Annotated in this window: 13 protein-coding genes; 1 reads left to right on the top strand and 12 read right to left on the bottom strand. The window is 34.5% G+C overall.

The window, feature by feature from the left end; all coding sequences use genetic code 11:
• Positions 1–30: 30 nt before the first annotated feature.
• From blaOXA to WHC90_RS12080, 11 genes are all read right to left on the bottom strand, one after another.
• Positions 31–906 carry a class D beta-lactamase gene (blaOXA, locus tag WHC90_RS12030; RefSeq protein WP_188599120.1) on the bottom strand — a complete coding sequence of 292 codons (876 nt, stop codon included), beginning with the start codon at positions 904–906 and terminating at the stop codon, positions 31–33.
• 16 nt (positions 907–922) lie between these two features.
• Entirely contained in the window at positions 923–2,224 is a 1,302-nt protein-coding gene (locus WHC90_RS12035; RefSeq protein ID WP_188599119.1) for an aminotransferase class V-fold PLP-dependent enzyme, read from the bottom strand.
• A gap of 149 nt (positions 2,225–2,373) precedes the next feature.
• Positions 2,374–3,084 carry a DUF4369 domain-containing protein gene (locus WHC90_RS12040; RefSeq protein ID WP_188599118.1) on the bottom strand — a complete coding sequence of 237 codons (711 nt, stop codon included), beginning with the start codon at positions 3,082–3,084 and terminating at the stop codon, positions 2,374–2,376.
• A 46-nt stretch (positions 3,085–3,130) separates the two neighbouring features.
• Positions 3,131–4,438 (bottom strand): DUF819 domain-containing protein, encoded by a 1,308-nt coding sequence (locus tag WHC90_RS12045; RefSeq protein WP_188599117.1) that lies wholly within the window; start codon positions 4,436–4,438, stop codon positions 3,131–3,133.
• Positions 4,439–4,514: 76 nt separating this feature from the next.
• Positions 4,515–7,676 (bottom strand): WD40/YVTN/BNR-like repeat-containing protein, encoded by a 3,162-nt coding sequence (locus WHC90_RS12050; protein ID WP_188599116.1) that lies wholly within the window; start codon positions 7,674–7,676, stop codon positions 4,515–4,517.
• A 137-nt stretch (positions 7,677–7,813) separates the two neighbouring features.
• A complete protein-coding gene (locus WHC90_RS12055; RefSeq protein ID WP_188599115.1) occupies positions 7,814–8,266 on the bottom strand; it encodes a hypothetical protein in 453 nt (150 codons plus the stop codon).
• Between the two features lie 56 nt (positions 8,267–8,322).
• Positions 8,323–8,490 (bottom strand): Arc family DNA-binding protein, encoded by a 168-nt coding sequence (locus tag WHC90_RS12060; RefSeq protein ID WP_188599114.1) that lies wholly within the window; start codon positions 8,488–8,490, stop codon positions 8,323–8,325.
• Between the two features lie 4 nt (positions 8,491–8,494).
• The gene (locus WHC90_RS12065) at positions 8,495–9,415 is read right to left on the bottom strand and encodes an alpha/beta hydrolase family protein (protein WP_188599113.1); all 921 of its coding nucleotides are present in this window, start codon (positions 9,413–9,415) and stop codon (positions 8,495–8,497) included.
• Complete coding sequence (locus tag WHC90_RS12070) at positions 9,405–9,917, bottom strand: hypothetical protein (protein ID WP_188599112.1); 513 nt, start codon at positions 9,915–9,917, stop codon at positions 9,405–9,407. The genes WHC90_RS12065 and WHC90_RS12070 overlap by 11 nt, the downstream gene beginning before the upstream one ends.
• 14 nt (positions 9,918–9,931) lie before the next feature.
• Complete coding sequence (locus WHC90_RS12075; RefSeq protein ID WP_188599111.1) at positions 9,932–10,090, bottom strand: DUF4177 domain-containing protein; 159 nt, start codon at positions 10,088–10,090, stop codon at positions 9,932–9,934.
• A gap of 216 nt (positions 10,091–10,306) precedes the next feature.
• On the bottom strand, positions 10,307–11,167 hold the full coding sequence (locus WHC90_RS12080; protein ID WP_188599110.1) for an SPFH domain-containing protein: 861 nt from the start codon (positions 11,165–11,167) through the stop codon (positions 10,307–10,309).
• A 125-nt stretch (positions 11,168–11,292) separates the two neighbouring features.
• On the opposite strand from WHC90_RS12080, the gene WHC90_RS12085 reads away from it, so the two are divergent.
• On the top strand, positions 11,293–12,075 hold the full coding sequence (locus WHC90_RS12085; RefSeq protein ID WP_188599109.1) for a S1/P1 nuclease: 783 nt from the start codon (positions 11,293–11,295) through the stop codon (positions 12,073–12,075).
• 52 nt (positions 12,076–12,127) lie between these two features.
• Here the strand turns inward: WHC90_RS12085 and tsaD are convergent, their stop codons facing one another.
• Positions 12,128–13,156, bottom strand: coding sequence for a tRNA (adenosine(37)-N6)-threonylcarbamoyltransferase complex transferase subunit TsaD (gene tsaD, locus WHC90_RS12090; protein WP_188599108.1), 1,029 nt, complete (start codon positions 13,154–13,156; stop codon positions 12,128–12,130).
• Positions 13,157–13,223: the final 67 nt, after the last annotated feature.

Below are 13,223 nucleotides of genomic sequence, written 5' to 3' on the forward strand. Positions count from 1 at the left end.
TGTAAAGCATACAGATTATATAATGGTTATTTAGTTTTTTATGATTCCTAATTCTTTAAAGGCTTGTTGAGTAATGCTTTTGCGAATCACAGGAAACAAACTCATGTTAAATTGCTGTTTTGGATTGATGTTGGTTGCAAAGAAGTAGACTTTATTAGCTGTTTTAAGCCAGCCGACAAACCAACCATTGTTATGACCGTTTCTAATGGACCAACCTGTCTTTCCGCTAATTGTGTATCCATCATTCTCATTAATAAGCATCATTCTTTTAATAATGTTTTCGGTTCTTTTAGAGATGGGTAATTGAGATTGATACAATCGTTTTAGAAAATCGATTTGCTCTAATTGATTAATTTTAGAATCCCCTGCTAACCAAAATAGATCAATATTGCTAGCGGATACTTGCATTGCTCCGTAGTTTAGTTTTTTTAAATACAAGTTCATCTTCTCAGGTCCAATTTTTTGAGCAAGCTCTTGGAAGCAAGGAACACAGGATGCATGGAACGCTTCTGTAAACGTTAGGTCTCGCTCCCAGGTCTTTAGTCTTCTTTCTTTTCCATTCCACTTAAAAACACTGCTGTCATTTTTAATAACACCTGTTTCTAGAGCGATAATTGCATTGGTAATTTTAAAAGTTGATGCAGGTAAGTATCCATTCTCAGTCCATTTAAAATCATTAGAATAATAGCGTTTGTCTTCTAGATCATAAATTAAAATGGAGCCTGTTACTTTTGCTGAATCAAGGATGGATTGAAATTCGGGGGTAATAACTTTAGAGCTAGTGCTGTCTTTAGACTTCTGCTTAGTAGATGGTTTTTTAGGTTGGCAAGAGGTCAGAAACACTAAGAAACAAGCTAGTAATCCTGTTTTGATATAGGTGATTTTAAAAGGTTTTAAGTTTCTCATTTTTGCTAGTCTAAGGCTATTTCTTTTTTGTTATTTCTTGTAAAGCGCTAACTAAATTGTCAATTTCTTTAAAGGTATTATAGACGGCAAATGAAACCCGAATGCTGTTTAAATTATTTTCATAAATACCTCGCAATCTAATTTTGTATTGACTGTTTATTTGCTGATTGATTTTAAGATTGTCTGCATTTTTAATTCGAAAAGTTAGCATAGATGCAGAAAATTCAGGGCTTTTTGGAGTGATGATTTCTATTGAATCCATTTGCTCAAGCTTTTTTCTAAAATGATTAGACAATTCTCGTCCGCGTTTGGCGACGTTTTCTATACCGATAGATGTTATAAAATCAATAGCAGCACCTAAGCCTAAAGTTATAGCAGTGTTTCTGGTTCCGTATTCTTCTCGTTGAACAGAATCTCTGTATTCCATTTGTAAGCTGTTAAGATCGTATTTGCTGTCTGAGTAGGCTCCAACATAAACAGGATTTAATTTTTGAATCCATTTTTTGTTCATAAAAAAGAGACCAGTGCCCTTTGGACCAAACAACCATTTGTGTCCGCTGCTGGTATAAAAATCAGGGTTTAAATCTGTGAGGTCTATCGGGAACATTCCCAGTGCTTGAGCACCATCCACACAAGAGTAAATACCTTTGCTACGGCAAAAGTCTGCAAGTTTTTTTACAGGTAGTTTCATGCCGTTGGTACAGGTAATATGAGAAAAAGCAATGGCTTTGGTCTTTGATGTGGTTTGAGCTTTAATACGCTCAAAATTAGTTTCACCGTTAAGGTCAAGGTCAATTAGTTTTACAATGATTCCCAGATCTTTTTGCAAGGCCATCCATGGGGCTGCACCACCTACATGTTCATGTGTGGTAATGATGACTTCGTCTCCAGCTTTTAAGCGCAGAGTTCTTGCAATAATATTCATACCCTCTGTTGCATTTCTGATAACGGCAATTTCATCTGGACTACAGTTTAAAAATGCGGCAATCTGGGTATGTGTTTTTTCGGTCAAATGATGCCCGTGGCTGCAAGAAGTCTCAAGTTGCTCTATAGTTTTACTTATGGTGTCTACGACTGTTCTAGGAGAAGGACCTAAGCTAGCCGTGTTTAAATACTGCCTACTAGTAGGAAAAAGAAATTGAGCTCTAATTTTAGCCCAGTCAATTTGGTTATAAGTACTGTGTTTTAGCTGGAAGCTCTCTTTGAAATTTGAATTTTCGATTGCGTTTTGAGCACCAAGTAATGGGGTGCCAAAGATGTATACAAGCCCACCTAAAATGCTTTTCTGGATAAATCCACGTCTTGTTGCGTTAGACATATTAATCACTTTTTGTACAAGTTAATTGTTTTTGTACAAACAAACAATTTCTGATGCTTTTTAGCAATCTAGTTATTCTCTTAAAAAGCTGTTGTAAAAAAAATCCACTACAAAAGCAGTGGATTTTTAGGGTGTATGTTTTAGACGACTTAGTCGTTGGTCTCGTTCTTCTTGATATTAGCAATATAGTTGGCTAATTTTTTACCATATAAAGATGTCTTTACCTTTTCACTTAAAGAGTTATTGATGGTATCTAATAATTTAATATTAGCATTCCCCAATTGGCTTAAAGCGATATAAGGGGCTACTTCAAAGTCTGCATTGCTCACTGCAAAATTAGTTGCATATAAAACACGTCTTCTCAACAAAGAATTAGATTTTTTTTCAACGGCAGCAATTGAATCTTCATTATTTAGTTGCTGTGCTAAAAAACTTTCTTTGATTAGTTCTAAATTCTGATCATTATAGCGGGTTGCAATTCTGTTGTATTTGTCTAGTAATTCTTGGTTTTTAGAACCTGATATTTTTGGGTTGATTCCAAATTTATCAATCTCATCATTGATAGTGATTGTTCCGGGTTCTCCAAAAAACATTAGGTATTTATCGGTGGTGTTACCGTCAAAAGTTAAATAATACAACTCAGGACTTTCTACATTGTCTGTTAATGTAAACAGATCATTTCCTAATAATGTAATTGAATCAACAGAAACTAAGGTAGTATCTTTTATTTTTTGCAAATACAAAGTTCCTTTCTTTAGACCTTTAATTTGGCCATTCACGATCATGTTTCCTTCTTTTTTAGCAGATGTACAAGCTAAAACTAGTAGAGATATGAATCCAACAATTAGTATTTTTTTCATGGTATTGCTATCTATTTTTTTTCGTCTGCAAAGATGCAGAATTCTATCAAACTTTTGAAGCTAATTCTAGTAAAATTGTACAGGCAATAGCTCCGATGGTTCCAATTGCATATCCAAAAACAGCCAATAAGACTCCAACGGTTGCTAAAGAAGGATGAAAAGCTTGAGCAACAATAGGTGCTGAAGCCGCACCTCCAACATTAGCCTGGCTTCCTACTGCTAAGAAAAAGTATGGTGCTCTAATTAACTTGGCTACCAAAATAAGCAAACCTGCATGGATGGTCATCCAAACAATACCAATAGCAATTAAACCGACATTGTCAAAAATCATTAACAAATCCATTTTCATTCCAATAGAGGCAACAAGCACATAAATAAAAACACTTCCTAGTTTACTAGCACCAGCACCTTCGTAGTTTCTTGCTTTAGTGTATGATAATAGTATGGCAACAATTGTAGAAATACTAATCAACCAAAAGAATTGAGAATCTAAAAAGGTAAACATGTTTTTTAAGGATTGGGATTCAATCCCTTGAACTAGGTTTCCAAAAAAACTACTTAAATAACTGGCAGCAAAATGCCCAAAACCAACCGTCCCAAAAGCGATGGCTAACATAATCATAAGATCTGTTAAAGATGGGTTTCTTTTTACTTTTTGTGTAAACTGGGTTACTTTATCTTTTAAATCTTCTATGGCAGAGGTGTCTGCTTTTAGCCACTTGTTTATTTTATCTTTTTTACCGATTCCTATTAATAAAATGGCCATCCAAATATTGGCTACTACAATATCAACAAAGACCATTCCTCCGTATTTAGCCGGATTGTATTTGTAAATCTCAAGCATTGCTGTTTGATTAGCTCCTCCGCCAATCCAACTTCCTGCGAGGGTAGAAAGCCCACGCCACACCGCATCAAAATCTGCACCTCCAACAGTTTCTGGAGAAACCGCAGAGATTAACAGGATTGCAATTGGACCTCCAATTATGATCCCCACCGTACCTGTAAAAAACATAATCAAAGCCTTTGAACCCAAATTAAAAATGGCTTTAAGGTCTATGCTCAGTGTCATAAGGACCAATGCAGCTGGTAATAAAAATCGGCTAGATACATAATACAATTGTGATGAGCTTTTGGTAATTTCTCCTGTAGCAGATACCTGTTCCCATTCTGGAGAAATGATCCCTAGGGTCGTAAAGATTGCAGGGATAAAGTAGGCCATAAACAATCCGGGTACGATTTTATAAAATTTTGGCCAAAACCCTGTAGCTTTAGATTCTGTGTAAAAGACAAAGCCAAGCGAAATCATTAAAATTCCAAAAACAATGGCATCATTGGTAAATATTGGTTCAGTCATGTTGTAGTTAGTTTTTCGCTAAAGTATCAAAATTCTAGGCATAAAAAAAGCGAAGCTGTTAGGCTTCGCTTTTTTTTTAATTGATATAGAAACTTTTGGTTTCTTTAAAATCAGATGTTTTGACCTTTTCTAATTGTTGTCGATAGGTTTTCCAATCTGTGCTAAAGAAACTATTTGCTTTTTGTAAAGCAGCTTTTAAGGCTGTTTTAAAGTTGTTCATTGCTATGGTTTCTGTTTTTGTAATTGGACCATAACGAGAAACTAACGGAGATCTTGAAGAACTTAACTGATTGTTTATAGTAACTTCTGGAGTTCTGGTGATACCTTGTCTACGATCTATTGTTCCTAGGTATGAGTTAATCATTTTGTCTAATTTCTTAGAAATGTCTTTAGATGCTTTGATTTCATTTTTAAATTTTTTCGCATCATTTGCTGCAAGACTCTTAGCATAGGCATCAGCAATGCTTTTGCTCTCTACTAATTGATACACAACATTAGCAATTAACTCACCATCTTTTTCTAATTGTTTGCTTAAATCATAACGTGTATTAATATCAGCTAAGGTTAATGACAATCTTGGGTCAAAAGAAACAGTGATGTTTTGTTCTGAAACTTGGTTTCCAAAGCTCATTTTTAATCTATAGGTACCTGGTTTTACAGAAACACCTCCAGATTCTCTTGTTGATCTTCTCAAAGACCGTGAAGCTCTAGCAACTCCTTTTTCATCCATTCTCCAGTACATTTTATGCACACCATTTTCTTTTGGTGCTTTTTGTTTTAGAGTTCTGATTAAACGAGTACCATCATATATATTTAAATAAATAGAATCCCATTTGATAGCATTTTTAGCCTCTTTTTTAGCTTCTTCTGGTTTGTTGATATAATAAGAAATGATTGCTCCACCTCTTCGGTTTTCACCTTGGTATAAAGCATCAGCTCCAAAACGACTTCCAGTTGGTTGAATCGTTTTTGCAAAATAAGCAGTAGGTGGGGTAAACAATTCTAAATTTTTAGAAAGGTTCTTTTTATTACCTGCTAATGCTCTTAAAGGTTTAATGTCGTCTAGGATCCAAGCGGCTCTACCAAAAGTAGCAATCACTAAGTCATGTTCTCTAGGGTGAATTACTAAATCTTTAACAGGAACAGTTGGGAAACCATTAGTCCATTTGGTCCATTTGTCACCAGCATCTAGAGATACGTATAAACCATCATCAGTTCCTAAGAACAATAAATTAGGATTTACGATATCTTCAACAATGCTTAAAGTATAGCTCTGAACATCATTTTCATCAACAATACGTGTCCAGGTTCTTCCGTAGTTTTTAGTTTTATATACATACGGTGTATAGTTAAAACGTCTGTAATCATTAGCTACTAATAAGGCTTCTCCTTTATTTTTATTAGATGCTTTTATTTGTGCTATCCAGCTTCCTTTAGGTAAGTCTTTTATGTTTTTTGCTACATTGGTCCAAGTTGCGCCTCCATTTTTTGTTACCTGTACGTTACCATCATCAGTTCCAACCCAAATAACATCTTTTTCTAAAGGTGTAGGTTCAATCACTAAAATAGTACAGTGATTTTCTGCTCCTGTTGCATCCATGGTTAATCCACCACTTTCACTTTGTTTAAGCTTTTCTGGGTCATTGGTTGTTAGGTCTGGAGAAATAATATCCCAGGTAAGTCCTTTATCGGTACTTTTATGTACAAACTGACTTCCAAAATATACTGTTGAATTGTCAAATTGATCTTGACCTATTCCACTATTCCAGTTAAAACGCAATTGAACTTTTGGATTTGGGTGGGTAGGTTTTATAGAATAACTATAGCCAGTTTCCTTGTCATAACGAGCAACAGAACCTTGTTGACTCATGGCGTATCCATAACGAGAATTGTCTTTGTCTGGTACCACATCAAAACCATCTCCAAAGGCTAGTTCTTGCCAGTATGAATTTCTAATTCCTTGAGCTTTCCAAACATAAGCTGGGCCACCCCAAGAACCATTATCTTGCATTCCTCCATATACATTATATGGATATTCATTATCTACATTTATATGGTAAAATTGTGCTACAGGAATATTTTCTGCAAAGCGCCAGGTTTTACCGCCATCTCTTGTGATGTTTAATCCTCCATCATTTCCGTCCATCATAAAAGAACCATCTTTTGGGTGAATCCACCAAGCGTGATGGTCAGGATGCACGCCGTTGTTAGCTCCATAAGCAGGCATTAATTGAGAAAAGTTTTTACCACCGTCATTAGAGACATTTACATAGGTAAAGATTGAATACAATCTGTTCTCATTTTGTGGGTCTACATAGATTTCAGAATAGTAAAATGGACGAGTTCCGATACTTGTTTTGTCATTTATTTTTCTCCATGAAAAACCACCATCAGTACTTTTGTAAAGCGCGTTCTTTTTTGCTTCTACCAATGCGTACACAATTTCTGGATTGCTAGGTGCAATTGCAACACCGATTCTTCCTAATTCTCCTTTTGGGAATCCTTCTTTTTCTGTTACTTTTTTCCAGTTTTCACCACCGTCATGGGTAATATACATTCCACTTCCTTCACCACCAGATTTAAAAAACCAAGGATCGCGTTTGTGCTCCCACATGGCAGCGATTAACTTATTGGGATTTGCAGGGTCCATGACCAAATCTGCAGCACCAGTTTTGTTGTTGTTAAATAAAATTTGTTTCCAAGTCTTACCACCGTCAATAGTTTTGTAAACACCTCTTTCTGAGTGTTCTCCCCAAGGTGATCCTATAGCAGCAGCATATACAATGTCTGGATTTGTTGGGTCAATTACTACTCGATGAATATGACGGGTTTTTTCTAAGCCCATCAATTTCCAAGTTTTACCAGCATCGATAGATTTGTAGATTCCAAATCCACCATTTAAACTGTTTCTTGGATTTCCTTCTCCGGTACCCACCCAGATAACACTTGGGTTTGACTGCTGAATTTTAACAGCACCAATAGAGGCAGTGGTTTCGTTATCAAAAATTGGTTCCCAGCTAATTCCTGCTGAGGTAGATTTCCACAAACCACCAGATGCAGTACCTACATACATAATGTTTGTGTTGTTTTCGACCACATCAATTGACGTGACACGGCCACTCATTCCACCAGGACCAATGCTTCTTGGTTTCATGTTTTTAACCATGTCCATTGAAAACTCTTGAGAGAACAAGAAAGGGCTTATTAATAAAAATAAAATTGAAAATAATTTTTTCATGAGGTTTAGATTAGTTGTTGAGGGTTGAAAGTTACAAATTAATCAAAGAAAAAATATCTTAAAAAAATGTTAACAAGAAAAAAGCGAGCATATTTTATGACTCGCTTTTCTTTTACATGATTACTGTAGGGTTTTTATTATTCATAAAACACAGGGTATACTTTTCGCATAATGTATTTATTTTTATTTACTGGTTCAATAAAATAAATAGTAAAATTAAATAATAGTTTTTCTGTTTTTAATAGTTGTTCTCTTCTTTTAACATAAGTTAAAGATTCTAAAACTTTTTTACTAATTAATTTATCTTCTGTTCTGTAAAAAACAAATTCATAACTATCTCTTTCATAAACATAATAGTTGTATTTAGTGTCTGCTACCCAAATTTTATTTTTTATAATTGGTGTATTATTTTTTTTAATTTTCTTCTTTTCAGTGAAAAAGAACTGATAATGATTTGGGCTACCTTTTTTGTTTTCAATTTTTTTTATAAGAGTATCTTTTTTATCAATCAATAAATAAACAGTATCTCTAGATTGGGAGTATGAAAATATCGAAAATAGAAATGTAGTAATTATAAAAAAGCTTTTCATCTTGTTTTTTAAAAATAGTTTATGCCAAAACTATTCCAAAAAAAAAGCGAAGAATTTTATTCCTCGCTTTTGTTTTTAGGTTCTCTTTTAGCTTCTTTAAGACTTTGCATGAGCATCCATTCTATCTGACCATTGGTTGATCGAAATTCATCGGAAGCCCATTTTTCAATAGCCTTAATCATATCTTCATTTATTCTAAGTGCAAAAGCTTTCTTTTTTGCCATCTGTCTATTTTTTTATAAAAGCAACAATCGTTTCTATCAATTCTTTGGATAAAGGGTAAGCAGCAGAATAATATGATTTCAGATTGTCTGCATCCTCTGTGATTTCTTTTAGCACGTGGTTCATATTTTCTACATATACCAAACTAGCATTGCTTTTTGAGTTGTGTAATTGTTGCGCATCCTCGGCAACTACCTGTAGGTCCTTTGTTCCTTGCAATATAAGGGTGGGGATCTTTATTTTTTTTATTTCTTCGGATGGGTTAAATACTGCCCATGAGTTTAAGAATGCAAAATTTTGTTTTGCAAAAACAGTCATTAAAAATGGATTTACGGTTTTTATGGTTCCGGTTTCTTTTAGTTCTTTAAAATGTTTTGCAGCATAAGTACCTAAATTAGCATTCTGCTTTGAAATTTGTTTGATCATGGTTTGATCTATAGATTCACCAGGGCCAGCAATAGAAATAAATCCATCTGTATTTTCTGAAGCAAGCATGGCAACTAATGAACCTTGACTGTGTCCGATTAAAATAATTTTTGTAAACCGAGGATCTTTTTTAAAGTGCTGCACTACTTTTTTAGCATCATTAACAAAGTCAGTAAAAAGTACTGCGCTTAAAAACCTCATATTTTCTTTACTAGCTGTTCTCTTGTCATAGCTAAAAAAAGCCAAGTCTTCTTGGTTGATTGCCTCTCTAAATTGTTGGATGTAATTGGCTTTAATAACAGGTAGTTGGTTTCCGTTTCTATCAACATTTCCAGAACCATGGATCCAAATAATTAAAGGTGTACCAGTTTTTGTATAGCTTAAAGTTCCCGGTAAAATGATTGAATCATTTTGTAACACAAGTTCTTCGCTAGTGATGGCTTTTTGTCCAAAACTGTAGCAGCAAACAAAGAGTAAAAAAAGTAGTAGTTTAGTTTTCATTATTTTCAGTTCTGTTTATATATTGTGTCAACACCCGTCTAGCATCTTGTTCATTTTGGGTGCCTATCAGTATCTTTTTTCCGTCTTTAAGTACCAATTGGATCCCTATATTACCACTCACAGTAATTGATTTCCCTCTGCTTCTGTTCCAAAGCGCTACGCTCTTTAAGCCCCAGCCTCCATATTCAGTAATGGCATCGTATTTTCTAATTTGAGCAGTTTGTATTTGATTCCATGAAATCAGTTTTAGAGAAAAATGAAAAGGAACAAATTGATAATACACTCCTTTTTCATCAATTCTGGTTTTTAATTTACAGAAAAAAATAAACGAAGTAAGAGCAAGCATAAGGCCAATGGTTCCGATAAATTCTGATGTTTCTACACTGATATTTTTGTCTAAATATTTTTTTATTACAATAATAAGAGGGACAATTGTACTGATAATAATCAGGGCAATCAACCAACTTTGTGAGAACCGTTGTTCCTCTTTAAATACTTTCATATTGCTAAAGTAATTTACCTATTTTTTTCTCTTTCTAGAATTATTCTGGCGCCTTGAGGAGCAATTTCAATAAGTCTCCACCCGCTACGAGCATATTCATTAAGAGTGTCTTCTAAGCGCTCATTGTTTTTTGTGAGCCCCATCTTCCAATTGACAACTTTGTATTCTTTCATTTTATAAATATTAATTGAACTTACATTCTTTTAAACGTCAGTGCGATAAAGATACCTGCACAAATAAGTGCAAGAATCAGTATCAGCAAGAGTAGTTTTGCCTTTTTATTTTTAATTTGAAACCCCAGCATCTTTATAAGAATACATAATGGGTAAAAATCAAACTAAAGTTATGCAATAGATAACTGCTTAGTGTTATGAGTGCGATTGACATGATTAATGACTTAAAGTTCCTGTATTTAAAACAGGAGAAGCATCTTTATCTCCACACAAAACAACCATTAAATTGCTTACCATTGCCGCTTTTCTTTCATCATCAAGTTCTACAATCTGCTTTTTGCTCAATTCATTTAAGGCCATTTCTACCATGCTAACAGCTCCTTCTACAATTTTGTGTCTAGCGGCTACAATAGCTGTTGCCTGCTGTCTTTTTAACATAGCATTTGCAATCTCTTGAGCGTACGCCAAGTAACCTATTCTAGCTTCTAAGACTTCAATACCTGCAATAGATAAGCGCTCTTCAACTTCCTTTTCTAAGGCTTCACTAACTTCATTTACGCTAGAACGCAAAGTAATATCTTCTTCTGTTCCTTCATCGGCAAAATTGTCATAAGGATACATGCTTGCAAGTTTTCTAACAGCTGCATCGGTTTGCACACGAACAAAATTTTCATAATTATCAACATCAAAAGCAGCATTGTAAGTGTTGGTTACTCTCCAAACCAAAATGGTGCTGATCATAATAGGGTTTCCTAATTTGTCATTTACTTTTAAACGCTCACTATCAAAATTGCTAGCTCTTAAAGAGATAGTTCTTTTTCTATACAAAGGGTTGGCCCAGTACAAGCCATTCGATTTAACAGTCCCAATATATTTACCAAAGAGTAATAATACTGCAGAAGAATTTGGGTTAACTAAGATAAATCCAAACATTAGGATAAATCCGAGTGCAGTTGCAATTAGATAAATAGGTGTTTCATTCATAATAGATAAGATGATTCCTCCTACGAACATAGTCAATACTACAAAGAACATAAGGTATCCATTTGCTGGTTTAATGATTTTTTCTTCTGTCATGGTATGGTGTTTTTATAATGATATTAAAATGATATCACAAAGATATATTTATTTTTTTGATATTTCCAAATATCTGCCCAATTATTTTTATAAATTAGCCGATTGTTATTACTAAGTAAGGAGATATGAAAAATTTATGTATTGGAGTGTTTGTGTTTTTATTTGTAAGTCAAACTGCATTTGCAAATGAGATTGATTGGGGAAACACTGGGCACAGAGCTATAGGTCAGATTGCAGAAGCTCATTTGTCTAAAAAAATCAAAAGAAAAATTAAAGCATTGCTAGATGGGCAGAGCTTGGCAATGGTGTCTACCTTTGCAGATGATATCAAATCAGATAGAAAATACAGCAATTTTTATACTTGGCATTATGTAAACTTAAATGATAATGATACCTATGAAAGTTCTGTGAAAAATCCTCAAGGAGATCTGGTTACAGGAATTGAAAAATGCAAACAAGTATTGCTTGATGACAAAGCTACTAAGGCAGATAAAGCTTTTTATTTAAAAATGTTAGTGCATTTAATTGGTGATCTACATCAGCCAATGCACGTTGGAAGATTAAGTGATAAAGGCGGGAATACCTTTCAAGTACAATGGTTTAATAACGGAACCAATATGCACAGGATTTGGGATAGCCAAATGATTGATAGCTTTAATATGACCTATACAGAATTGGCTAGCAATACAGATGATTTAAATAAAAAACAAATTAAAGCGATAGCACAGGGTACGGTTGTGTCTTGGGTAAATGAGACCAAAGGTTTGGCACAAGAAGTATACGGATCTGCAAAAACAGGTGAAAAACTTGGATATCGCTATATGTATGATCACTTTGCAACTGTTAGATCACAGCTTCAAAAAGGAGGGATCCGATTGGCAAAAGTGTTAGAAGAAGTTTTGAGATAGGAGTTTGTAAAAAAAAAACAAAACCTCTCTAGCGCTGCTCTGAGAGGTTTTTTTATTCGGTAACTTTTAACCGTGCTTGTGCAGTTACAGAAACGTCTGCATAGGTGTTGTTTAAAAAGTTTAAATAACCTGTAATGGCTATCATGGCTGCGTTGTCTGTGGTGTATTCAAACTTAGGAATATAACTAGTCCAACCCCAATGTTGCTCAGCCATTTTAAGGCGTTTTCTAATTTCTGAATTAGCAGAAACTCCTCCAGCAATAGCAATATGGGTAATTTGAGTTTGTTTGACTGCATTTTTAAGTTTGTCCATTAAAATTTCTATGATGGTGTACTGTATGGATGCACAAATATCGTAGAGGTTTTCTTTAATGAAATTAGGTTGCTCTTTTTCTTGTTTTTGGATAAAGTATAAAATGGCCGTTTTTAATCCGCTAAAACTAAAATCAAGATCTCCAACTTTAGGTTTGGTAAACTTAAAAGCTTTTGGGTTTCCCAACTGTGCGTATTTGTCAATTAAGGGTCCTCCAGGATAAGGAAGTCCAAGTATTTTTGCAGATTTATCAAACGCTTCTCCAACCGCATCATCAATGGTTTCTCCTAAAATTTCCATATCAAAATGATTGTTTACTTTAACAATCTGAGTATGACCTCCGCTTATGGTAAGGCAGATAAATGGAAAAGGAGGAATCCTGCTATCTTCTTCTTTGATAAAGTGCGCTAAAATATGAGCTTGCATATGGTTAACATCTAACAATGGAATCTTTAAACCCAAAGCCAAAGATTTTGCAAAGGAAGTACCAACTAACAAAGAACCCATTAATCCAGGACCTCTTGTAAAAGCTATTCCATGTAATTGGTGTTTTTCTATGTTGGCTTCTTTTAGTGCTTGTTGTACCACGGGTACAATGTTTTGTTGATGGGCTCTTGAAGCCAACTCTGGCACCACACCACCGTATTTAGCATGCACCTCTTGATTGGCAACCACATTGCTTAAAACTACTCCGTTGCAAATTACGGCAGCACTCGTGTCATCACATGATGATTCTATTCCTAAAATATAGATTGACTTTTGGCTCAAACGATTAATTGTTTTAAATTGCTTGTGCAAAAATATCGATTCAAATTCAATAGTTATTAAAAATTGA

It is taken from the genome of Polaribacter pacificus, assembly GCF_038024035.1.
Lineage (GTDB): Bacteria > Bacteroidota > Bacteroidia > Flavobacteriales > Flavobacteriaceae > Polaribacter > Polaribacter pacificus.

Excerpts from the sequence above, each read along its gene's own strand:
- blaOXA (WP_188599120.1), bottom strand. The coding sequence starts at position 906 with ATGAGAAACTTAAAACCTTTTAAAATCACCTATATCAAAACAGGATTA.
- WHC90_RS12035 (WP_188599119.1), bottom strand. The coding sequence starts at position 2,224 with ATGTCTAACGCAACAAGACGTGGATTTATCCAGAAAAGCATTTTAGGT.
- WHC90_RS12040 (WP_188599118.1), bottom strand. The coding sequence starts at position 3,084 with ATGAAAAAAATACTAATTGTTGGATTCATATCTCTACTAGTTTTAGCT.
- WHC90_RS12045 (WP_188599117.1), bottom strand. The coding sequence starts at position 4,438 with ATGACTGAACCAATATTTACCAATGATGCCATTGTTTTTGGAATTTTA.
- WHC90_RS12050 (WP_188599116.1), bottom strand. The coding sequence starts at position 7,676 with ATGAAAAAATTATTTTCAATTTTATTTTTATTAATAAGCCCTTTCTTG.
- WHC90_RS12055 (WP_188599115.1), bottom strand. The coding sequence starts at position 8,266 with ATGAAAAGCTTTTTTATAATTACTACATTTCTATTTTCGATATTTTCA.
- WHC90_RS12060 (WP_188599114.1), bottom strand. The coding sequence starts at position 8,490 with ATGGCAAAAAAGAAAGCTTTTGCACTTAGAATAAATGAAGATATGATT.
- WHC90_RS12065 (WP_188599113.1), bottom strand. The coding sequence starts at position 9,415 with ATGAAAACTAAACTACTACTTTTTTTACTCTTTGTTTGCTGCTACAGT.
- WHC90_RS12070 (WP_188599112.1), bottom strand. The coding sequence starts at position 9,917 with ATGAAAGTATTTAAAGAGGAACAACGGTTCTCACAAAGTTGGTTGATT.
- WHC90_RS12075 (WP_188599111.1), bottom strand. The coding sequence starts at position 10,090 with ATGAAAGAATACAAAGTTGTCAATTGGAAGATGGGGCTCACAAAAAAC.
- WHC90_RS12080 (WP_188599110.1), bottom strand. The coding sequence starts at position 11,167 with ATGACAGAAGAAAAAATCATTAAACCAGCAAATGGATACCTTATGTTC.
- WHC90_RS12085 (WP_188599109.1), top strand. The coding sequence starts at position 11,293 with ATGAAAAATTTATGTATTGGAGTGTTTGTGTTTTTATTTGTAAGTCAA.